This window comes from Nitratireductor sp. StC3 (genome assembly GCF_003015025.1).
Classification (GTDB): domain Bacteria; phylum Pseudomonadota; class Alphaproteobacteria; order Rhizobiales; family Rhizobiaceae; genus Mangrovimarina; species Mangrovimarina alexandrii.
Genome location: NZ_PYBP01000002.1, coordinates 47,848 through 70,273, shown reverse-complemented (window position 1 = coordinate 70,273; position 22,426 = coordinate 47,848). Strand labels below are relative to the sequence as shown.

The 22,426-nt window shown below is 65.8% G+C and carries 17 protein-coding genes; 6 read left to right on the top strand and 11 right to left on the bottom strand.

Annotation, left to right across the window (positions count from 1 at the left end; translation table 11 throughout):
- Positions 1 to 67: 67 nt before the first annotated feature.
- The gene (locus C7T96_RS04735; RefSeq protein WP_106570056.1) at positions 68 to 973 is read left to right on the top strand and encodes a DMT family transporter; all 906 of its coding nucleotides are present in this window, start codon (positions 68 to 70) and stop codon (positions 971 to 973) included.
- Between the two features lie 13 nt (positions 974 to 986).
- Here the strand turns inward: C7T96_RS04735 and serA are convergent, their stop codons facing one another.
- The 4 genes from serA to C7T96_RS04715 all read right to left on the bottom strand — a co-directional run bounded on the left by serA (position 987) and on the right by C7T96_RS04715 (position 5,995).
- The gene (gene serA / locus C7T96_RS04730) at positions 987 to 2,585 is read right to left on the bottom strand and encodes a phosphoglycerate dehydrogenase (RefSeq protein WP_106570055.1); all 1,599 of its coding nucleotides are present in this window, start codon (positions 2,583 to 2,585) and stop codon (positions 987 to 989) included.
- Positions 2,586 to 2,714: 129 nt separating this feature from the next.
- Positions 2,715 to 3,890, bottom strand: a complete 1,176-nt coding sequence (locus C7T96_RS04725) for a phosphoserine transaminase (protein ID WP_106570054.1) — start codon at positions 3,888 to 3,890, stop codon at positions 2,715 to 2,717.
- Positions 3,891 to 4,086: 196 nt separating this feature from the next.
- The gene (locus C7T96_RS04720; RefSeq protein ID WP_106570053.1) at positions 4,087 to 4,959 is read right to left on the bottom strand and encodes an outer membrane protein; all 873 of its coding nucleotides are present in this window, start codon (positions 4,957 to 4,959) and stop codon (positions 4,087 to 4,089) included.
- Between the two features lie 205 nt (positions 4,960 to 5,164).
- Positions 5,165 to 5,995, bottom strand: a complete 831-nt coding sequence (locus C7T96_RS04715; protein WP_106570052.1) for an outer membrane protein — start codon at positions 5,993 to 5,995, stop codon at positions 5,165 to 5,167.
- 115 nt (positions 5,996 to 6,110) lie between these two features.
- Between C7T96_RS04715 and C7T96_RS23980 the strand changes: the two genes are divergently transcribed.
- Complete coding sequence (locus tag C7T96_RS23980; RefSeq protein WP_158264307.1) at positions 6,111 to 6,275, top strand: hypothetical protein; 165 nt, start codon at positions 6,111 to 6,113, stop codon at positions 6,273 to 6,275.
- On the opposite strand, the gene glmM is transcribed toward C7T96_RS23980, so the two are convergent.
- The 3 genes from glmM to C7T96_RS04700 form a co-directional block, all read right to left on the bottom strand.
- Positions 6,272 to 7,624, bottom strand: a complete 1,353-nt coding sequence (gene glmM, locus C7T96_RS04710) for a phosphoglucosamine mutase (RefSeq protein WP_106570051.1) — start codon at positions 7,622 to 7,624, stop codon at positions 6,272 to 6,274. The genes C7T96_RS23980 and glmM overlap by 4 nt on opposite strands.
- A gap of 144 nt (positions 7,625 to 7,768) precedes the next feature.
- Positions 7,769 to 8,797, bottom strand: coding sequence for an SO2930 family diheme c-type cytochrome (locus tag C7T96_RS04705; RefSeq protein WP_106570050.1), 1,029 nt, complete (start codon positions 8,795 to 8,797; stop codon positions 7,769 to 7,771).
- An 89-nt stretch (positions 8,798 to 8,886) separates the two neighbouring features.
- On the bottom strand, positions 8,887 to 10,125 hold the full coding sequence (locus C7T96_RS04700; protein WP_106570049.1) for a parallel beta-helix domain-containing protein: 1,239 nt from the start codon (positions 10,123 to 10,125) through the stop codon (positions 8,887 to 8,889).
- Positions 10,126 to 10,222: 97 nt separating this feature from the next.
- Here C7T96_RS04700 and C7T96_RS04695 point away from each other — a divergent pair, with 97 nt between their 5' ends.
- Together C7T96_RS04695 and C7T96_RS04690 are read left to right on the top strand one after the other, a co-directional pair.
- Complete coding sequence (locus tag C7T96_RS04695; protein ID WP_158264306.1) at positions 10,223 to 10,882, top strand: TetR/AcrR family transcriptional regulator; 660 nt, start codon at positions 10,223 to 10,225, stop codon at positions 10,880 to 10,882.
- Between the two features lie 93 nt (positions 10,883 to 10,975).
- Positions 10,976 to 11,587, top strand: a complete 612-nt coding sequence (locus tag C7T96_RS04690) for a LysE family translocator (RefSeq protein WP_106570047.1) — start codon at positions 10,976 to 10,978, stop codon at positions 11,585 to 11,587.
- Between the two features lie 13 nt (positions 11,588 to 11,600).
- On the opposite strand, the gene C7T96_RS04685 is transcribed toward C7T96_RS04690, so the two are convergent.
- Together C7T96_RS04685 and C7T96_RS04680 are read right to left on the bottom strand one after the other, a co-directional pair.
- On the bottom strand, positions 11,601 to 11,915 hold the full coding sequence (locus C7T96_RS04685; protein ID WP_106570046.1) for a hypothetical protein: 315 nt from the start codon (positions 11,913 to 11,915) through the stop codon (positions 11,601 to 11,603).
- Between the two features lie 108 nt (positions 11,916 to 12,023).
- A complete protein-coding gene (locus C7T96_RS04680) occupies positions 12,024 to 12,599 on the bottom strand; it encodes a peroxidase-related enzyme (protein WP_106570482.1) in 576 nt (191 codons plus the stop codon).
- Positions 12,600 to 12,706: 107 nt separating this feature from the next.
- Here C7T96_RS04680 and C7T96_RS04675 point away from each other — a divergent pair, with 107 nt between their 5' ends.
- Together C7T96_RS04675 and C7T96_RS04670 are read left to right on the top strand one after the other, a co-directional pair.
- Entirely contained in the window at positions 12,707 to 17,491 is a 4,785-nt protein-coding gene (locus tag C7T96_RS04675) for an NAD-glutamate dehydrogenase (RefSeq protein WP_106570045.1), read from the top strand.
- Positions 17,492 to 17,525: 34 nt separating this feature from the next.
- Complete coding sequence (locus C7T96_RS04670) at positions 17,526 to 18,923, top strand: MFS transporter (RefSeq protein WP_106570044.1); 1,398 nt, start codon at positions 17,526 to 17,528, stop codon at positions 18,921 to 18,923.
- A 24-nt stretch (positions 18,924 to 18,947) separates the two neighbouring features.
- On the opposite strand, the gene purH is transcribed toward C7T96_RS04670, so the two are convergent.
- Together purH and C7T96_RS04660 are read right to left on the bottom strand one after the other, a co-directional pair.
- A complete protein-coding gene (purH, locus tag C7T96_RS04665) occupies positions 18,948 to 20,564 on the bottom strand; it encodes a bifunctional phosphoribosylaminoimidazolecarboxamide formyltransferase/IMP cyclohydrolase (protein WP_106570043.1) in 1,617 nt (538 codons plus the stop codon).
- Between the two features lie 103 nt (positions 20,565 to 20,667).
- On the bottom strand, positions 20,668 to 22,374 hold the full coding sequence (locus C7T96_RS04660; protein ID WP_106570042.1) for a heparinase II/III family protein: 1,707 nt from the start codon (positions 22,372 to 22,374) through the stop codon (positions 20,668 to 20,670).
- Positions 22,375 to 22,426: the final 52 nt, after the last annotated feature.

Here is a 22,426-nt window from a genome sequence, read left to right as displayed (position 1 = left end):
CGGGGATGGATTTACATCGCAACGCGAACTGCGTAGGCCAAGGCCTGCCCTCCAGCGGACTTGGCCCATGCAGCGCAACGCCTATTTCCTGCTTTTGGCGACGACCCTTTTCTGGGGCGCCAATGCCGTCGCCGGCAAGCTGGCGGTGGGCCACGTGTCGCCGATGGCGCTGACGGCGCTGCGCTGGGCGGTCGCCTTTTTGGTGCTGTTTTGCGTCGGCCATCGTCGGTTGCGCGCCGACTGGGCGCTGGTGCGGTCGCATCTCGGTCTGCTTTTCCTGCTCGGCTTTTTCGGGTTCACCTTGTTCAATGTTGCGCTTTACACCGCCCTTGCCCATACGAGCGCGATCAATGTCAGCATCGAACAGGGCGGCATTCCGATGTTCATTTTCCTGCTGAACTTCCTGCTGTTTCGCGTGCGGGTGGCGCCGGGGCAGATGGTCGGCTTCGTGGTGTCGGTGACCGGCGTCGTTCTCGTGGCGAGCCACGGCGCGCCGGCACGGCTGCTGGCGCTCGAACTCAATCTCGGCGATGCGCTGATGCTGGGGGCGGTGCTGGTCTATGCCGGCTACACGGTCGCGCTGCGGTTCAAGCCGGCTATCCATTGGCAGAGCTTCCTGATGGTGCTGTCGGCAGCCGCCTTTCTGGGAACTGTGCCGTTCGTGGCCGCCGAATACGCTTTCGGGGCGCTGGCCTGGCCGGACGGGCGCGGCTGGGCGCTGGTCGCCTTCATCGCGCTGTTTCCGTCGCTGCTTGCGCAGGTATTTTATGTGCGCGGGGTCGAACTGATCGGCGCGAACCGCGCCGGCCTGTTCGTCAATCTGGTGCCCATCTTCGGAACGGTACTGTCGATCCTCGTGCTGGGCGAGGATTTGCGCCCCTATCACGCCTTGGCGCTGGCGATGACGCTCGGCGGCATCTTCGTCGCCGAGCGCGCGGGGCGGCGTCTGGCCGGCGATCCGGCCGGACGCTGAGCGGTATTGCGGGTCAGTTGCCGTTGATGTCGAAATGCAGCGGCTTGGCCGAGTCGATCTTGGGATTGGTGCGCAGTTCGGCCAGTACGGCGTCGGGAATCTGCGCGTCCAGATAAAGCAGGGCGATCGCGTCGCCGCCGGCCCTGTTGCGGCCAAGCTGGAAGTTGGCGATGTTGACCTCGCCCTTGCCCAGCACCGAGCCGAGCAGGCCGATAATGCCGGGCGTGTCCTGATTGGTCGTGTAGAGCATGTGCTCGCCGACCTCGGCCTCCAGATTGATGCCCTTGATCTGGATGAAGCGCGGCTTGCCGTCGGAAAAGCAGGTGCCGGCGATCGTGCGGGTCTTGGTCGGCGTCTTGACGGTGAGCTTGATGTAACCGTCGAAAACGCCGGATTTGTCGCGCTTGATCTCTGACAGGATGACGCCCCGCTCCTTGGCCATGATCGGGGCCGAGACCATGTTGACGTCGGAGACCTGCGGCCGGATCAGGCCGGCCAGCGCCGCGCTGACCAGGGCGCGGGTGTTCATGGAAGCGGTCTGGCCGTCGAACAGGATCTCGACTTCCTTGATCGGGTCCTCGGTGACCTGGCCGACAAAGGTTCCGAGCACTTCGGCGAGCTTGATGAACGGCTTCAGCCGCGGCGCTTCCTCCGCAGTTATAGAGGGCATGTTGATGGCGTTGGTGACGGCGCCCTTGACCAGGTAGTCAGACATCTGTTCGGCGACCTGCAGGGCGACGTTTTCCTGCGCCTCGGTGGTGGCGGCGCCCAGATGCGGGGTGCAGACGACGTTGTCGAGCCCGAACAGCGCGTTCTCGGTGGCCGGCTCGACCTCGAAGACGTCGATGCCGGCGCCGGCGACCTTGCCGGATTTCAAGGCCGCGACCAGGTCGGCCTCGACGATCAGACCGCCGCGGGCGCAGTTGATGATGCGCACGCCATCCTTCATCTTGGCGATCGATTGGGCGTTGACGATGTTGCGGGTCTTGTCGGTCAGCGGCGTGTGCAGGGTGATGAAGTCGGAGCGGGCAAGCAGTTCGTCGAGTTCCACCTTCTCGATGCCGAGTTCGACGGCGCGCTTTTCCGACAGGAAGGGGTCGAACGCGATCACGTGCATTTTCAGGCCGACGCCGCGTGTCGCCACGATCGAGCCGATATTGCCGCAGCCGACGACGCCGAGCGTCTTGCCGGTGATCTCCACGCCCATGAACCGGTTCTTTTCCCACTTGCCGGCCTGGGTGGAGGCGTTGGCCTCTGGAATCTGGCGGGCGACGGCCAGCATCAGCGAAATCGCATGCTCGGCCGTGGTGATGGAATTGCCGAAGGGCGTGTTCATGACGATGATGCCGCGGCGCGAGGCGGCGGGGATGTCGACATTGTCGACGCCGATGCCGGCGCGGCCGACAACTTTGAGGTTCGTGGCGGCCGCGATCAGCTTGGCCGTAACCTTGGTCGCCGAACGGATGGCGAGGCCGTCATAGTCGGCGATGATGTCGAGAAGCCTGTCCTTGTCCTTGCCGATATCGGGCATGTAGTCGACCTCGACGCCGCGATCCTTGAAAATCTGGACGGCGGTCGGGGACAGCTTGTCGGAAACGAGCACTTTAGGCATGGGTTTTCCTTCCGGTTGGCCGGCTCTTCCTGGCGAAGAGGGATCGCGTGGCGACCCTGCGGCGCGGGAACTTTGGTCGATGTGGGGAGTGGCGCTCGCGCCGGCTGGGCCGGCGCGGCGCTCGTGCGGTCAGGCGGCAGCCTTGAGCGCGGCCTTCTGGGTGGCGAAGGCCCAGTCGAGCCAGGGCATCAGCGCCTCGAGATCGGCGGTCTCGACGGTTGCGCCCGTCCAGATCCTCAAACCCGGAGGGGCGTCGCGATAGGCGCCGATGTCGTAGGCGACGCCTTCCGCGTCGAGCAGCGCGACCATGGTCTTGGCGAACGCGGCCTGCTTGTCGGTGTCGAGCGCGGTCACCTCTGGGTCGACGATCGACAAGCACACGGAGGTGTTCGACCGTGTCTCCGGCACGAGGGCCAGATGCGCGGCCCAGGCCGAACCTTCCACGAACGCGTCGATGACGGCGAAATTGGCGTCGGCGCGGGCGATCAGGCCGTCGAGCCCGCCGACCGATTTCGCCCAGCCGAGTGCGTCGAGATAGTCGGCCACGCACAGCATCGACGGCGTGTTGATGGTCTCGCCCTTGAAAATGCCGTCGATCAACTTGCCGCCCTTGGTCAGGCGGAAGATTTTCGGCATCGGCCAGGCTGGCGTGTAGCTCTCCAGGCGTTCGACGGCGCGCGGCGACAGGATCAGCACGCCGTGGGCCGCCTCGCCGCCGAGCGCTTTTTGCCAGGAGAAGGTGACGACATCGAGCTTTTCGAAATCGAGACGCTGGGCAAAAGCGGCCGAGGTCGCGTCGCAGATGGTCAGGCCCTTGCGGTCGGCGGGAATGAAGTCGCCGTTCGGCACGCGCACGCCCGACGTGGTGCCGTTCCAGGTGAAGACCACGTCGCGATCGAAATCGATCCGCGAGAGCTCGGGCAACTCGCCGTAATCGGCCTCGATGCGGCGCACATCGTCGAGCCTGAGCTGCTTGACCACGTCGGTGATCCAGCCGGAGCCGAAGGATTCCCAGGCGACCATGTCGACGCCGCGCGCGCCGAGCAGCGACCACAAAGCCATCTCGACGGCACCGGTATCGGAAGCCGGCACGATGCCGATCACATGGCCGGCCGGCACCTGCAGCACGTCGCGCGTCAGCGCGATCGCCTGTTGCAGCGCCGCCTTGCCGGGTTTCGATCTGTGGGAGCGCCCCAAAGTGGAGACGTCGAGGGCGGCTGGCGACCAGCCGGGACGTTTCGCGCAGGGACCTGAGGAAAAATTGGGGTTCGCCGGACGGAGTCCGGGCGTGGGGTAAGTCGTCATCGTGTTCCTATCCTTCCAGATAGCTCGCCCCTCGGTGGGGAGGGGTGGCCCACGGATGGCGATAGAGCCACGAGACGGCGACGTCAATACTAAAAGCGCGCCGCGCATACCGGGTTTTTTTGCATGCCACGCGTCGCCAGAACGAAAAACGGCGGGTGACCCCGCCGTTTTTGAGGACTGAATTTGGCGTCCGGGACTACCAGAGCTCGTAGCGCACGCCCACCCGGATCTCGTGGGTTTCGAGCCCGTCATCCGTGCCCTGCACACCGACCGCCCCGGCGGTTGCGGTTGCCGCGTCGAAGCCGAACATCGGGCCGCCCTCGATCTTGGAATAGCGATAGCCGACATCCAGTTTCAGCACGTCGGAAATGTCGTAGGCCATGCCGGCCATCAGCGCGTAGGTGAAGCGCCAGCTCTTCTCTCCGGGGTGAGTGGTGCTCGACAGATAGGCCTGCGGCGGCGGACAGGCCGCGGCGCCGTCGACGCAATAGGTGTCGTTGTCGAGATCGGCCCAGCGCAGATAGGTATAGCCGACGCCGGCACCCGCATAGGGCGTGAAGCCGGCATAGGTGCCCAGATCGACGTAGCCGTTGGCCATCAGGGACATGCCGTTATAGCGCGCGCTGTCTTCAGACCGGCAGGTGGTGCCTGCATAGGCCGGGTTGGCAACCGGATCGACGCAAGGTACCGGGGCGACCGTGGTGCCCTCGAACTTGCCCTGGAACCCCTCGATCACGCCTTCCGCGCGGAACCATTCGTTGAACCGGTAGCCGACACCGCCGCCATAGGAAAAGCTGGTGTCGACGGCGCCCGTGGCGAATGTCGACTGGCCATACGTGCCGGTGATCGCGTTGAACGTGCGGTAGTCGAAGGCTCCCGGTGAGCTGGTGGACACGGCATAGCCGATGTCGCCGCGCAGATACCAGCCCGATCCGACCTCGACGGGCACGTATTCGGGCGCTTCCTCGACGAAGATCGGCGGATCGTAGTCGGCGGCGTGGACCGCTGGCGCAAGCGCGACCAGCGTGGTCGCTGCGCCGGCCAGCAGGATGGGTGTAAGCAGTTTCATGGACCTCACTCCGGTTGCGCGGGGTCGACACCGTCCAGATGCGGCCGCCGGTTCGTGAGGCATTGTTAACTATAGTGGTTAAATGCCGGTTAAGCATAAAACGCATCGCGCATCCGTCGGCCGGGCTTTTCCACGCCGCCTGCCCGGCCACGAAAAAACCGCCCGGCGGGGGCCGGGCGGTCTGGAAGGTCGGTCTTCAGGCGGTCTATTTGTAGACCGGCGGCTCAACCGGGATCGGCTCGTAGACCTGCGGCGGCGGCGCGCAGCGGCTCGATCCGCCGAACTGGTAGCGCAGGCCGCCGCGGACCTCGTGGACGTCGATCCCTTCGTCGAAGCCGGGTCCGGCAATGGGAGCGTATTCGAACATCCGCCCGCCATTTACACGCGTGAAGCGATAGCCGGCGTCGAGAAGGACGTTGTCGGTCAGGCAGTAGGACGCACCGGCCATGAGCGCCCAGGCAAAGCGCCATTCGTCGGTGCCTTCGTGCACCGTGGTGACGCCGCCGACCGTGTTGCGCAGATCGTCCCACTTGATGCGCGCTCCGCCGATACCGGCACCGACATAGGGCGTGATGCCTTTCCAGGAGCCGAACTCGGCATAGGCATTGGCCAGAAGCACCAGCGCGGAATAGGAGGTTTCATCCACCGACTGGCAGGGCAGGCCGCCGCAAATGCCCGATGTCTGGCCCGTAAATTCTGACTTTGCCCAGTAATCGAGGGTCAGATCGGTGCGGAAATATTTGTTGGCCTGGTAGCCGACGCCGGCGCCGAAGGACCATGCGCCGCGCAGGTCGCCGAAATCGAAACTGCCATAGCCGGGCGGGCTGTAGGTGACGTAGTCGGCATCCTTGAAGCTCGACCAGTGATAGCCGATGTCGCCGCGAATGTACCAGCCGCCGGAATCGACCTCCTCGTAGACGACGGGGGGCGGGGGAGCCTCCACCACCGGCGGATCGTAGAAATCGGCCGCGGATACGGCGGTGGCGCTGCCGAGAAGAAGCGCGCCGAAGAGCGTTAGCCTGGCAGGCTTTGTCATGAGGATCACCCTTAGCATTTCCCGACAGCGTGAGGCCGGGTTCGATTGAACTCGACCGAGATAATGAATCGGAAAAGTTAAGGCGGGCTTAACCCTGCTTCTTTACCATGAAACCATGGCATTCGAAGCATCGTCGATCATTGGCGATGTATCGGCAAAGACGAGCCGTGGCGTCGCGACGGGCGCGGCTGCGGCGACGCGCTTTGCAAACGCATGGGCGGCGCCGGCCGAAACGGCCGGCCGGCAACAGGGACAGGCAGGCGCGTGGGCGCGGATCTAAGCCGCGGTCTTGGTCTCGCCGATCACGCCGACGATGTCGTCGACAACGGTCTCGACCAGCGAGGGATCGTCCCCCTCGGCCATCACGCGGATCAGCGGCTCGGTTCCCGACGGCCGGATGACCAAGCGGCCGGTCGCGCCGAGCCTGCTCTCCGCGTCCCGGATCACCGCGCGGACCTGATCGGTTTCAAGCGGCTTGCCGCCGTTGAAGCGGACATTTTTGAGGATCTGCGGCACGGGTTCGAATCTGCGGCACACTTCGCTGGCCGGGCGGTCCGAGCGCTTGATGCAGGACAGAACCTGAAGAGCTGAAACCAGCCCGTCGCCGGTGGTGGAAAAGTCGGACAGGACGATGTGCCCCGACTGTTCGCCGCCGACATTGAAACCATGCGCGCGCATGTGTTCGACGACGTAGCGGTCCCCGACCTTGGTGCGGTGCAGTGTGAGCCCCTGGTCGGCGAGATGGCGCTCGAGGCCGAGATTGGACATCACGGTTGCCACCAGTCCGCCGCCGGCCAGCCGGCCGGCCTGATGCCAGGATTCGGCGACCACGGCCATGATCTGATCGCCGTCGACAATGGCCCCGGTTTCGTCGACGATCAGGACCCGGTCGGCGTCGCCGTCGAGTGCAATGCCGATATCGGCCTTGAGCTCGCGGACCTTTTCGCAAAGGCTTTCGGGATGGGTCGATCCGCAGCCGGCATTGATGTTGACGCCGTTGGGCTCGTCGTGAATGGCAAACACTTCCGCGCCGAGTTCCCAAAGCGCGGCCGGCGCGACCTTGTAGGCGGCGCCGTTGGCGCTGTCGATGACCACGCGCATGCCGGCCAGTGAGACCGAGCGCGGCAGCGTGCGTTTGGCGAATTCGATGTAGCGATCGTGGACGCCGTCGATGCGTTTGGCCCGGCCGAGACCGTCGGAGCGGGCCAGTTCGCCGGCCAGGTCGCGGTCAAGCATGTTTTCGATGCGCATTTCGATTTCGTCGGAAAGCTTGTAGCCGTCCGGTCCGAAGAGCTTGATGCCGTTGTCCTGAAAGGCGTTGTGGGAGGCCGAGATCATTACGCCAAGGTCGGCGCGCAGCGAGCGTGTGAGCATGGCAACGGCCGGCGTCGGCACCGGTCCGAGCAGGAAGACGTCCATGCCGGCGGCGCAGAAGCCGGCCACGAGGGCGTTTTCGATCATGTAACCGGACAGACGCGTGTCCTTGCCGATCACCACTCGGTGGCGATGGTTGCCGCGCTGGAAAGACAAGCCCGCCGCCATGCCGACCTTCATGGCGACATCGGCGGTCATCGGAAAGGAATTGGCTTTGCCGCGGATACCGTCGGTACCGAAATAACGTCTCGACATGTCGTCGAAGTCCCCACCTCGAATGAATTCGCGCCCCAGCCTCCGTTTGCCACAGGCGTGATGGGCAAGGGAATCACATTATGTGAGAAAATGTAACTGAATATTGGCGGTCAAATCTGTCGATAGGCTTTTGTCGACAAAGAGTTAACGCAAATTCGCGATCCAGTCGCGTAGAAGTTCGACCGCCGCATGGTCGTAGCGGGAGCGGCCCAGCTCCGGCATCATGATGCCGGGCTCGGTGCTTTCGACGCGGTAGATCAGGATCGATCCGTCCGGATCGCCGGGGCTGATGTCGAAGTCGCGGCCGCCCGAGCCGCGACCCGCGGCGACCGGCCGCTTGCCGATTCCCAGCGCCACCGGGTCGGTTTCGCCATAGGTCAAAAACAGTCCCGAATTGCTCGCCGGGCCCTGCCGACGGTGGCAATGCGCGCAATTGACGTCGAGCCAGGCGCGCGCGCGCGTCTCGAGCGGTGCGCTCTGGTCGCGCCAGTCCGGCACCGCCGGCGCCGCCGACGGGTGCGGCGCGCCGGCCAAAATCCCTTTGTCGCTCCAATGCGCGAGCTGGTTGCGCGGACCCTCGGCATAGGAAAAAATGTCGTTGAGATTGCGTGCCTTGGGGCCGATCGGGGCGATCGTTCCGCCGAGTGCGTGACAGGCCTTGCACTGGTTCTTGTTGGGCACGGAATAGGCGAAGCGCAGCGGCTTGTCGGGCGTCTCGCCGATGCCGGCGAGCGCGATCTCGACCTTGGCGCCGGCAATGTTCAAGGTCGCGTCGGTCTGCTCGTCGTTCCACAGATAGGCCCAGGCCTGCCAGCCGTCGTCCCGGCGGATGAGCAACCGGGTTTCGATCAGGCGGACGGCCTCGTCGGGCCGGCGCATATCGGCGGGAAAGGCGAAGCTCTTGACCAGGACGGAGCCGACCGGAAAGGCAAACGCCTCCGTGTCGTGGTAGCGGGCCGCCTTGCCTTCGGGGATGTAGACGAAGCGCGTCTTGAGCGCATAATCGGAAAACAGCGGCGTGGTGACCGCGAACGGGATCACGCCCGCCGCCGGCTTCTGGGTCGCTGGATCGGCGAAGAGCCCGGTCTGCGACAGGAGCTTCGGCGGCCGCTTGGCGGCAAGGGCCGCGTCGTCGACGGCCGCCGCCGGGCCGGCCAAGGCGGCGGCAAGCATGAGACAAGCCGCCCCCGCCGCGCGCTGTGCGGCGACAAGGCGTCGGCCGGGAGACGGGAGACGCAGTCGATACCGCATCGCCCGGCCGCTCAGCTTGCCTGATCCTGCGGCAGCTTGACCGGTTCCGGCTCGGGCAGGGCGCCCTTATAGGCGGAAATATCGGTATCGGGCGCGGTCGACCAGGGCAGAAGAAGCTGCGAGATCATCTTCAAATTGGCGAAGGTCGTGCCCTCGGCCTCGTCGACATAGATCCGGTTTTCGGCCGCGACCCAGGAAAAATATTCCGGGATGGTGGTAACGCCGTCCCACACGATGTCGGGAACCGGCGTGCCCGAGACGTCGGAGATGATCTTGCCGACCTCGCCGTCCGGCGCGCCGCCGCCCTCGCCGTACTCGTTGCCGTGCACGTAGACGCCGCGCGGCACGAACATATAGGCGTCGTCGTCATAGTCTTCCGGATAGGCGGCGATCAGCACATGGGCGGTCGCATTGCCGGAAAGCCGGTTTTTGAAGACGTGCACGTTGCGGTTGGCCATCACCATGATGCCCATGCCCTTGGGCACGATCGCGACGATATTGCCTTCCGGCGCGAAATTCGGCGTGTCGTTGTCGACGACGTCATTGTCGAAGACCCGGATGTCGTGTCCGCCCTGAACCGGCAGATTGGGCAGGTCGAAGATCAGGATGCCGCCGGTATTGTGGGCGGCGACGTTCTTGTAGACGTCGGCGCGATAGGAATTCTCGATCTCGATGCCGGCGACATTGTATTCGGCGCGGCTGTTGCGCACGATGATGTCTTCGCTCTGACCGACATAGATGCCGGCGTCGGAGGCGCCGCGTACCAGCACCCCGTCGACGAGCACGTTTTTCGACGAAACCGGGTAGACGCCGTAGGCGCCGTTTTCGGCCTTCGGTCCGTCCGTCCATTCAACGCGCAGATTGCGGAAGGTGATCTGGTCCGACCCCTTGGATTTCACCCCGTCACCCTTTGCGTCCTCGACGGCGAAATCCTCCAGAACAACGCGGTCGGAGGTGACCAGCAGGCCTTCGCCCGATCCGGTCTGGCCCCTGAAGGACAGAACGGTGCGGTCTGGGCCTTCGCCCCTGACCACCACGTCGTCAACATCCAGCGACAGCCCGTCGGTAAGCGCATAGCGCCCGGCCGCGATGGTGACCGTGTCGCCCGGTTCGGCCAGAATCAGCGCCTCGATGAGCTTTTCGTTGGCGTCCGTGCCGGGTTCGACGCGGATCTCGGCTGCGATGGCGACGACCGGCAGGGCCAGGGCCAGCGCGGCGCCGGCAAAGGTTTTCCAGGCGGAATGTCGCATGCTCGTCCTCCCCAAAACGCGCTTGACGATGCGTCCGAAACCGTGTGGTGTCAATAAAAATGAAAATGTTTCACTTTTGCGGTGCCGGATGGTGGGTATGGAGCACGGCAGATTTTCCGGTTTGGCCGAAAGCGCTCCGACGCCGCGCCAGCCGCGCGCGCAAAAAACCCGGGCGGTCCTGATCGAGGCGACGGAAATGCTGGTGGCGCGCGGCGGCGAGGCGGCGGTGACGACCTCGCGCGTGGCGGCTGTGTGCGGCGTGTCGGTCGGCTCGGTCTATCGCTATTTCGCCGATCGCGATGCGCTGCTTCTGGCCGCCTATGACGACACGGTGGCGCGGATCGTGGCGACCTGCGCGGCCGCGCTCGATAAGCTCGACCCGACACTGCCGGCGGACAAGGCGGCGCGGGTGATGCTCGACCAGTATCTGGAGGCGTCCGACGCCGTGCCCGCGCATGTCGGCCTGTTGCGCGTCATGCGTCGCCTGCGGCCGGTCGAACATGACCAGGGTCAGGCCGAGGACCGTATCGTCGGCGGGCTTCTGGGGCCGTTTCTGGCACGGTTCGCGCCCGGGATGCGAACGCCCGACCCGCACGCGCTGGCTTTCCTCAACGCCCTGCTCGGTACGCTCGTCGATCTCTATCTGGTCGAGGAACGCGCCGATATTCGCAGGCGCCTGCGCGACGACATCGAAGCCCACATGGTTCTGGCGCTCGGCCGCATCCTGGCGAGGGCGTCCGACGAGGACGGGGCCTGACCCGGCGACGCGCCTTACGGGGGCGGGCTTGCCGCGGCGGTCGTTTCATGGCGAAATTCCATCTTCGCAAATCCGAAGCGATTGGACGCGGACATGGATTTCACCTCGCTGTCGATCTTCGCCGGGGCGTTGCTGGTGGCGGCGGGGTCGCCCGGACCGAGCATCGCCGCCCTGGTGGCGCGGGTGATCGCCAAGGGATTTCGCGACGTCTTCCCGTTCGTGCTCGCCATGTGGATCGGCGAGGCGATCTGGCTGTCGCTGGCGGTTTTCGGTCTGGCGGTGGTGGCGCAGAGCTTCCATCTCGTCTTCGCGGCGATCAAATATGCCGGCATCGCCTATCTGTGCTGGCTGGCCTGGAAGATGTGGAACGCCCCGGCCGTTTTCCGCGCCGCGGAACTGCCGCGCGAGGATGCGCCTTGGCGCCTGTTCTTCGCCGGCATGGCGGTCACGCTCGGCAATCCGAAGATCATGATGTTTTATCTGGCGCTGCTGCCAACCATCGTCGACCTGGGCTCGGTGGGCCTCGTCGGTTGGGCCGAGCTGACGGCGACGATGGCGCTTGTCCTGATTGCCATCGATTGCGCCTGGGTGCTGGCGGCCGCGCAGGCGCGCCGGCTCATGCGGAGCGAGCGGGCGATGCGGATCGCGAACCGGGTGAGCGCCACGACGATGGCCGGCGCGGCGGCGGCGATCGCCGCGCGCTAGGGCCGTTCGGCCGCTACATGTCGATCGTCTCGGCGACCTCGATGCTGCCGCCGGCATCCAGGATCGGGCAGCCTTTGGCCTTGGCGAGCGCATCGTCCATGTCGGCGGCGTCGATAAGGCTGTAGCCACTGGCCGGGTTGGCGCCGCCATTGTCGGCGATGCCGCCGCCGGGCATCACGGTCTTCGACAGGCCGACAGGATTGCCGCCGTCGACGATGGCGTCGCCCAGCGAGCCCATCCAGTCCGTCCAGGCCTGCATGACCTTTCTGCCCTCCTCCTCGGTCTCCGGCACGCTGCCGCCGTGATAGACGTAAAGAAATTTTGGCATCGATCCTCTCCCCGCGCCGTGCCCAAGGGCCGGTTGCCGGCGCGGGGATGGTTGTCGCATCGTTTAACAAAAATATAAAATGACATTTTCGCGAGCGGCGGCCCGCCGTCAGCGGGCCATGGCATGATATTCGCGATTGGGGCGCATATCGACGGCGGCGGCGACCCGGTTCGACATGTTGAAGAAGGCGGCGACGGAGGCGATGTCCCAAATGTCGCGGTCCGCGAAGCCGGCGTCGCGCAGGGCCTGGCGGTCGGTCTCCTCGATCTTGTCGGGCGTTTCGGTCAGCTTGACGGCGAAGTCGAGCATCGCCTTTTGTCGCGTATCGAGATCGGCGACGCGATAGTTCATCACCATCATCTCGCCGAGCTCGGGATCGCCCGAGAGCTGACGCACCGCGGCGCCGTGGGCGGTCAGGCAATAATAGCATTGGTTCACCGAGGAAACGGCGACGGCGATCATCTCGCGCTCGAGCTTCGACAGGGCGGAGTCGGCGAGCATGAGGTCGTTGTACATGTCGGTGAAGGCGCGCAGCTTCTTTTCGTCGAAGGCGTAGGACAACAGCACGTTGGGAACGAGACCGAGCTTCTCGCGGCACTTGTCGAAATAGGCCTTGGTCTCGGGACTGAGGTCGGTCGCGGGAGGAATATCGAGCGCCGTCGGCCCTTTGTCGCTTTCTGTCATCTTCTTTTTACCGCCTTTCAACATCTTGCTGGGAGTTGGTGTCCTGCCGGGCTCGCATTCGCGATAACGTCTGATACGATAGCTGGAAATTCCCGCCGGAGGAAAGCATGACGGCAAGCAAGGGCAAGGCCAAGCCCGCAAGCGGCAAGGGCGACGCCCGTCCGAAAGAGCCTCAGATTTCGGATTTCAAACAATTGTTGCTGTCGCGCTCGCCAGCCGAGGACGTGGAGGCCTACGAGCCGGCCATGCTGTCGAAGGCGACCGATCTCGTGCGGCAGGCCCTCACCCGGCATCGCAAGGGCGAGAGCGTGATCGCGATCGCGCGCGACAGCGGCATCGAGCGGGCCGGTCGCCCGGTGACGGCAATCACCGTCATCAACGACAACATGCCGTTCCTGTTCGATTCGGTGATGGGCGAGATCGGCGCCGGCGGCGTGGAGCCGCTGCTGGTCGCCCATCCCGTTTTCCTGGTCGATCACGACGGCAAGGGCGTCTGCGAGATCCGCGGCGATACCGGCGGCAAGGCGGAGGGCGATCGCGTCAGCGTCATCCACGTTCACGTTCCGCCGATCCCGCAGCAGGAAGCCGAGCAGCTCGAAACCCGGCTGAAGGAGGTGCTGAAGCAGGTCAGGGCGGCGGTGGTCGACTGGAAGCCGATGCTTGCCCGGCTCGAGCACACGATCTCTGATTATCGCTACATGCCGATCCCGCTCGACAAGGGTGCGGTCGGCGAAGCGATCGCTTTCCTGGAATGGCTGCGCGACGACAATTTCACCTTCCTGGGCATGCGCGAATATAGCTACACCGGAGAGGGCAAGTCCGGTATTCTGGAACGCACCGACAATCGGGGGCTGGGCATCCTGTCCGATCCCGATCTGAAGATTTTGCGCGGCAGCAGTTCGACCTCGATCACCACGCCGGAGATCCGCGAGTTTCTGCTCGGGCCGGAACCGCTCATCGTCACCAAGGCCAATGCGCGCTCGATCGTCCATCGCCGCGCCTATCTCGACTATATCGGGGTCAAGACCTTCGACGCGGACGGCAAGCTGACCGGCGAACTGCGCATGGTCGGCCTGTTCACCTCGACCGCCTATACCCGTTCGGTGTTCCGCATTCCCTATCTGCGCTCGAAGGCGGACCGGGTGCTGGCCAAATCCGGCTTCGACAAGGGCGACCATTCCGGCAAGGCGCTTATCAACGTGCTGGAATCCTACCCGCGCGACGAACTGTTCCAGATCGACACGACCATCTTGCGCAAACACGCGATGGCGGTGCTGGCACTGGGCGAGCGGCCACGGGTGCGCGCGCTGGTGCGCGTCGACCAGTTCGACCGCTTCGTTTCCGTGCTCGTCTACGTTCCGCGCGACCGCTACGATTCGCGCGCCCGGGTGCGCATCGGCGATTATCTGAAAACCGTGTTCGACGGCCGGCTGTCGGCCTATTACCCGGCCTTTCCGGAAGGCGGGCTGGCGCGGGTCCACTTCATCATCGGCCGTTCGGGCGGCAAGACACCCAAGGTGAACGCCCAGTCGATCGAAGCGGAAATCCGCGCCATCGTGCGCACCTGGGACGACGCCCTGCGCGAGGCGGCCGCGCAGGCAGGCATCGAAGGCGCCCATACCGCGATCGCAACCCGCTTTCCCGAAGCCTATCGCACCAGCTTCAAGCCGGCCGAGGCGCTGCGCGACGCGGGCCGCATCGCGTCTCTGGACGTCGACAATCCGATCGCGATCGATTTCTACCGCCATGCCGATCAGACGCCGCAGCAGGTCGCGCTCAAGATCTATCATCACGGTGAGGCCGTCGCCCTGTCGCGGCGGGTGCCGCTTCTGGAGAATATGGGCTTCCGGGTCATTTCCGAACGGACCTTCGAGGTCGATCTCGACAATGGCGCGGCTGTGTTCGTCCACGACATGGAACTGGAAAGCGCCTTCGGCAAGGCGCCGGCGCTCGAACAGGACGCCGCCCGGTTCGAGACCGTTTTCCTCTCGGTCTGGCGCGGGCTGGCCGACAATGACGGCTATAACGGCCTCGTCCAGACGGCGGGGCTGGCGTCGAGCGAAATCACCATCCTGCGCGCCTACGGGCGTTACCTGCAACAGGCCGGCATCCCGCAAAGCCAGGATTTCATCGCATCGGTGCTGAACCGCTATCCCACGATTGCCGCCGATCTCTACGGCCTGTTCCTGGCCCGGTTCGATCCCAGTCTCGGCGCGCAAGACGCGACGCGGCTGCAGGAAGAACGCGTCGAGGCGGTGATGCGGGCATTGGAAGACGTGCCGGTGCTCGATGACGACACGATCGTGCGGCGCTTCCTGAACCTGATCCAGTCGACCCTGCGGACCAGCAAGTTCAAGCCGGAAGCCGACGGCGAAACCCGCTCGCTGGCCTTCAAGCTTGATCCGCACATGCTGACGGGGCTGCCCGAACCGCGCCCCTGGCGCGAGATCTTCGTCTACGGGCCCGAGGTCGAGGGCGTGCATCTGCGCTTCGGCCCGGTGGCGCGCGGCGGTCTGCGCTGGTCGGACCGGGCACAGGACTATCGCACCGAGGTGCTTGGGCTGGTCAAGGCGCAGCAGGTCAAGAACGCGGTCATCGTACCGGTCGGCGCCAAGGGCGGGTTTTATCCCAAGAAACTGCCGCAGGGCGGCACGCGCGACGCGGTCTTCGAGGCCGGCAAGCGCGCCTATGTCAATTTCATCTCCAGCCTGCTGTCGATCACCGACAATCTCGACGGCGACACGGTTGTGCCGCCGCAACATGTCGTGCGCCATGATGGCGACGACCCCTATTTCGTCGTCGCCGCCGACAAGGGCACAGCCACTTTCTCCGACACCGCCAACGCGATCAGCCAGGCGCACGATTTCTGGCTGGACGACGCCTTCGCCTCGGGCGGTTCGGCCGGGTACGACCACAAGAAGATGGGCATTACCGCGCGCGGCGCCTGGGAGGCGGTGAAACGCCATTTCCGCGAAATGAATCGCGACATCCAGTCCGAGCCGTTCACCGTCGTGGGCGTGGGCGACATGTCGGGCGACGTGTTCGGCAACGGCATGTTGTTGTCGGAACATATCAAGCTGGTCGCAGCCTTCGACCATCGCGACATCTTCATCGATCCCGATCCGGATCCGGCGGCCTCGTTTGCCGAGCGCAAGCGCGTCTTCGAACTCGGCCGGTCGAGCTGGCAGGATTACGACGCGAGCAAGATTTCCAAGGACGGCGGCGTTTTCCCGCGCTCGCAAAAGTCGATCAAGCTGTCGCAGGCGGCCGCCGACGCGATCGGCCTGGGCAAGACCAAGGCCTCGCCGGCCGAAATCATGACCGCGATCCTGAAGGCCCCCGTCGACCTGCTGTGGTTCGGCGGGATCGGCACCTATGTGCGGGCGGCCGACGAATCGAACCAGGATGTGGGCGACCGGGCGAATGACGGCATTCGCGTCACCGGGCGCGAGGTCGGTGCCAAGGTTGTCGGCGAGGGCGCCAATCTCGGCATGACCCAGCGCGCGCGCATCGAATACGGGCTTGCCGGCGGGCGGTGCAATTCCGACGCGATCGACAATTCGGCCGGCGTCAACTCGTCCGACGTCGAGGTCAACATCAAGATCGCGCTGGCCGCGGCCATGCGCTCCGACAGCCTGACGCGCGACACGCGCAACACATTGCTCGCCGCCATGACCGACGAGGTCGCCGAACTGGTTCTGACCAACAATTACCACCAGACGCTGGCGCTTTCGCTGGCGGCGCGGCGCGGGATTTCCGATCTCGGCCACCAGGCGCGGTTCATGACCGCGCTCGAGGCACGCGGCCTGCTCGACCGGGCGGTGGAAACCCTGCCGGGCGAACAGGCGCTTGCCGAGCGCACGGCGCGTGGCGAGCCGCTGACCCGGGCCGAGCTCGGCGTTCTGCTTGCCTATGCCAAGATCGTGCTGTTTGCCGACCTGACGGAGAGCGGTCTTCCCGACGATCCGCATTTCGCGGCCGATCTGCTTGGTTATTTTCCCGAGCGGATGGCCAAGAAATACAAGGACGAGATCCTGGCCCATCGACTGCGGCGGGAGATCGTGGCCACGCAGCTGGCCAATGACGCGATCAACCGGGGCGGTCCGTCCTTTATCAGCCGGCTGCAGGACGTGACGGCCTGTTCGCCCGCCGAGGCCGTCGGCGCCTTCGCCGTCGTCCGCGACGGGTTCGACCTCGGCGCGACCTTCGCCGAGATCGATGCGCTCGACACAAAGGTGGACGGTCAGCAGCAACTGCGTTTCTACCAGGCCGTCGGCCGGCTGATCCACACCGCGACTGCGTGGATGCTGAAAAACGGCGACGGCAGCCAGAGCGTGGGCGCGCGCATCGCCGAACTGAAAAAGGCGCGCCAGACGCTGGAGCCGAGACTGGCCGGCCTGCTGCCCGATTTCATGCGAAACCGGCTCGAGGAGCGGTGCCACGATTTCCGCATCGCCGGCGCGCCCGACGCGCTGGCCGAACGTCTGGCCTATTTCGGCATCGCCGAGATCGTCCCCGACATCGATCTGGTCGCCCAAAGGGCGGGCGCCGATTTCGATATGGCCGCGCGCGCCTATCTGGGGCTCACCGAGACGTTCCGTATCGCGCGGATCGAGGATGCGGCGCGCGCCGTGGCACCAGTCGACTATTATGACGGGCTCGCCCTGTCGCGCGCCACCGACATGATCGGCGCGGCGCGCCGGGGCATGGCCGTCGCCGTGCTCGCCGGGCACGGGTCGGCTGTGGATCCAGTGGCGGCCTGGATCGAAGCGGGCGGTCCGCGGGTCGCGCGCGCCCGCGAGAGGCTGCAGGCATTGACGGAAGCCGGCGACATCTCCTTGTCGCGACTGACGGTCGCGGCCGGTATGATGGCCGATCTATCCGGGCTTTGAGGCAACATGTCGCCGAGGGGGCGACGGAGGGGACATGGCCGACACACAGGAGCGCCGCGCGCCGCGCCGCGGCATATGGGGCTGGATGCTGTTCGACTGGGCGCAGCAACCGTTCCATACGCTGATCATCACCTTCGTCTTCGCACCTTATTTCGCCTCGAGCGTGGCCAGTGACGCGGCACGCGGACAAGAGCTTTGGGGCTACGCGACCGGCATCGGCGGGCTGCTGATCGCGCTGTCGTCGCCGATCCTGGGCGCGATCGCGGATGCGACCGGCCCGCGCAAGCCGTGGATCCTGTTTTTTTCCGTCGTGGGTGTGATCGGCTGTTTCATGCTGTGGCGGGCCGTGCCGGGCATGGAGGCCATCGGGCCGATCCTGTTCTTTGTCGCGCTGGCCGTGTTCGGCATGGAATTTGCTGCCGTGTTCAACAATGCGATGATGCCCGACCTCGTGCCGCGCGCGGAGCTGGGGCGCCTGTCCGGCTCGGCCTGGGGCCTCGGGTACCTCGGCGGCTTGATCACGCTGGTGCTGGTGCTCGGTTTCATGTCGGCCTCGCCGGAGAGCGGGCGCACCTTGCTCGGGCTCGAGCCGCTTTTCGGCCTCGACCCGGCGATGCGCGAGGGCGATCGCGCGGCCGGCCCCTTCACCGCGCTGTGGTACATGGTCTTCGTCCTGCCGATGTTCCTGTTCACGCCCGACATCGCGCGACGTACCTCGGCGCGCGGCGCGGTGCGGCGCGGCCTGTCGCAGCTCGGGCGCACGCTGCGCAGCCTGCCCTCGCAACGCAGCTATTTCAGCTTTCTCCTGTCGAGCATGTTTTATCGCGACGCGCTCAATGCGCTTTATACCTTCGGCGGCATCTATGCGGCCGGCGTGCTCGGCTGGTCGATCATCCAGATCGGCATATTCGGTATTCTCGCCAATCTGACCGGAGCGGTGGGCGCCTGGTTCGGTGGCCGCCTCGACCAGCGTTTCGGTCCGCGCTTCGTGGTCGCGATCGCGGCGGTGATCCTGACGGCGTGCTGCATCCTGGTGATCTCCACGACACAGACCGAGGTGTTGTTCGTCACCGTGGCGGCCGATGGCGGCAGCTCTCTGCCCGACATCATCTTCTACTGCGCCGGCGGGCTGATCGGGGCCGCGGGCGGCGCCATCCAGGCCGCCTCGCGCACTTTGCTGGTCGACCAGGTCGAGCGCGAGCGGGTGACGGAGGCGTTCGGGCTTTACGCGCTGTCTGGCAAGGCGACGACCTTTATCGGCCCGCTGACCATCGCACTGGCAACCGGCTTCTTCGCGTCCGAAGCGCTCGGCCTGTCGAGCCAGGATGCGCAGCGGCTCGGCGTCACGCCTGTGATCGCTCTGTTCCTGCTCGGGCTGTTTCTCCTGCCGATGGTCAAGAGCCGGCACCAGGCCGAAGCCGCCGAGGCGTGAGGCGGCGCTCGCCGCCTTGCTGCTTCAGTGGCGGAAGTGGCGCGTGCCGGTGAACACCATAGCAATGCCATGCGCGTCGGCGGCGGCGATCACCTCCTCGTCGCGCATCGAGCCGCCCGGCTGGATCACTGCCGTCGCACCGGCCTCGACTGCCGTCAGCAAGCCGTCGGCGAAGGGAAAGAAGGCATCCGAGGCGACCACCGCGCCACGGGTGAGCGGTTCGGCCGCGCCGGCCGCCGCCGCAGCGTCCTCGGCCTTGCGTGCGGCGATGCGGGCCGAATCGACCCGGCTCATCTGTCCGGCGCCGATGCCGACCGTGGCGCCGTCGCGGGCATAGACGATCGCATTCGACTTGACGTGCTTGGCCACCTTGAAGGCGAATTTCAGGTCGGCGAGCTCGCGCGCGTCGGGCGCCCGCTTTGTCACGGCTTTCAGGTCGAGATCCTCGACCACCGCATCGTCGCGCGACTGGACGAGCAGGCCGCCGGCGACCGATTTCACCATCAAACCGGCAGCACGCGGGTCGGGCAGTCCGTCCGTCAGGAGCAGCCGCAAATTCTTCTTCTCCGCGATCAGGGCGCATGCGTCGGCGTCGGCGCCGGGCGCGATGATGACTTCGGTGAAGGTCTTGACGATCTCGGCCGCCGCCTCGGCATCGAGGATGCGGTTGAGCGCGACGATGCCGCCGAAGGCGGAGACCGGATCGCAGGCCAGAGCCTTGCCGTAGGCCTGGCTGAGCGTTGCCGCCCGGGCCACGCCGCACGGGTTGGCGTGCTTGATGATTGCCACGGCCGCGCTTTCGGCCGGGTCGAATTCGCCAACCAGTTCGAAAGCGGCGTCGGTGTCGTTGAGATTGTTGTAGGACAATTGCTTGCCCTGGACCTGGCGGGCGGTGGCAACGCCGGCGCGCTTTTCGCCGGTGCGGTAGAAGCCGGCCTTTTGATGCGGGTTTTCGCCATAACGCATCGCCTCGCCGAGCCGGCCGCCGAAGGCACGCCAGTCCGGGTCGTCGAGTTCGAGCGTTTCGGCGAACCAGCCCGAGATCGCGGCGTCGTAGGCGGCAGTGCGCGCGAATGCCTTGGCGGCGAGTTCCTGACGGAGGCGATAGGGCAGGCAGTTGTCGTTTCCGGCCAGCGCATCGGCAACCCGGCCGTAATCGGCAGGCTCGGTCAGAACTGCGACATAGGCGTGATTCTTGGCTGCCGCACGCACCATCGCGGGCCCGCCAATATCGACGTTTTCCACCGTGGTGGCATAGTCGCTGCCGGCGTTGCGGACCTCTTCGAACGGATAAAGATTGATCACCACGAGGTCGAAGGGACGGATGTCGTGAGCTTCCATCGCGGCAGTGTGCTGCGGGTCGTCGCGTATGGCGAGCAGTCCGCCATGGACGAGCGGGTGTAGCGTCTTCACCCGCCCATCCATGATCTCGGGGAAGCCGGTGACGTCGGAGATGTCGGTGACGGCGAGCCCGGCCGCGGCGATCGCGGCCGCCGTGCCGCCGGTGGAGACCAGCTCGATACCGCCCGCGGCCAGCCTGGCCGCGAATTCGGCCAGTCCGGTCTTGTCGGAGACCGAGATCAGCGCCCGGCGCACCGGCACCAGATCGGGAGCGGGAATGTTCTTCGACGTCACGGCCATCGACCGGCGGTCTCCTGTGTCTAAGGGAAGGGGCGTGCGCGACCTATCACAAGCGGGGCGCAAAACAAATGCGCCTGACGCATGGCCAGGACGCGTAAAATCGTTACAGGCGCTCGAGCGTGGTGCGGGTCAGCCGCCAAGCGACTTCCGGAAGTGCGCCGGCCTGGAAGGCAAGCACGATCTGGAGGTTGCGGCGCGGGCCGCTGATGCCGGCAAAGAAGATCGATTCCTCCACGACCGGTTCGACGCCGTCGCACGAAAACACCCAGGACAGGCCGTCGCGAGCCGCAAGCACCAGCCGCCCGGCCTCGTCGCGCAATAGATCGATGTCGGGATGGACGTGAAAGCGGATCGCCACGGTGTCGCCCTCGCCCGGCGCGGCTCCGTCGGGGCGGTAGAACCGGTCGGTGCCGTCGAGCACGTCGCCGTCCTGGGTAAGTTCGAGCGCACGCTCGTGAAGAAGCCCGAATGTGGGCACGTAACCGTCATGCACGGCGACGAAACCCTGCCGTCCCGTCGCATCCGTGCGCTTGGAGGTGACGCTGCTCGGACCGCTGATCACGGAGGCGCCGATCAACCGGGTCAGCCGCGGTGAGGTGGTGAAGCGGCACGAGGAGGTGTCGTTGAGCGTCGCGGTCGAATGGGCGGCGGTGGCGCGCGACAGCGGCCGAAACGCGTCGGGCCCGTGCCGGTCGACGCCTGCATTGACGATGAACATGCGCCGGCCCGAAGACAGTTCGAAGGACAGGCAGCCGGCATGGGCGGGAATGGCGGCTTCGGGCGCGTCCGGCTTGCCGGTGTCGGCGATCACCGTCGTCTCGTTCATCGACAGCCGCTCGAAGCCCGAATGCGGCGCATGCAGCAGCGGCTGCCCGGCAGTGTCGTCATGGCGCAGGATAGCGGCGATCCGGTCGGGGATCGTCGCGCCCATGCCGTTGAAGCGCGCAAGGCTGCCGTCGCGGTGGCGGAAGAAGCGCAAGGCCGGCAGCATGCGGTCGACAGCGCCCATCAGCGCCTGCGGAGGCGCCTCGGCTTGGTTGGCATAGGTCTGGCGCAGCGGCAGAAGGTCGGCGAGCAGTTCCATCACCGCGGCCGGCTGGCGGGAGATATGTCCGCCGTCGGGCAGGATCTGCCGGTCGAGTTCGCGGGCCAGATTGCGGGTGGCGACGCGCAGCGTGGCCGGCGAGGTCGGCAGCGACAAGGCGGCAAAGGCCAGGGCGATGCGCGCGCGCAGCCGGTCCTCGCCGCCGCGCATATAAGGCGCGATGGCGCGCAGATAGCGGATCTGGGTGGTCAGCGATTTGAGGAAGTTGCGGTAGAATTGGAACTCCGCGCCCTGCAGCACGACGGTGGAATGCTGCAGCCAGGCGATCACCCGCTTGGCGGTGATGGCCGGCTCCCAGGCGGTGCCGGCGATATGGGCGCCGTGCGTGTCTATCCAGTCGGAGACCAGCGCGCGCCCGTTCGCTGCGGCCAGGTCGGTGCCGGCCTCGCGCAGATGGCGCAGCCAGCGAAATTCGTGCAGCGCCTCGCGCCATATCGGGCTGGCATTGTCGATGGCGAACGGCGAGCGGCCGCCGGTCTCCACGACCTTGCCGCCGAGGGCGAAACGCCCGTGATAGATTTCCGAGGCGATCTGGGGATCGGCCAGTCGCAGGTCGGGCGGAGCGATCAGAACCCGCTCGGGCGTGCGCCCGGCATAACGCCAGCGATAGGTTGGCGCCGTGCGCAGCCGCTGGCGCGTTCGACGCCAGACCTCCTGCGCAACAAGCCCCCACAGGCGCGGTGATTGACCTGCCGCCGTCACCAACGAATCCCTATCCCTCGACGTTTCCACCCCTTTGCGAGTGTATCCGATTCAA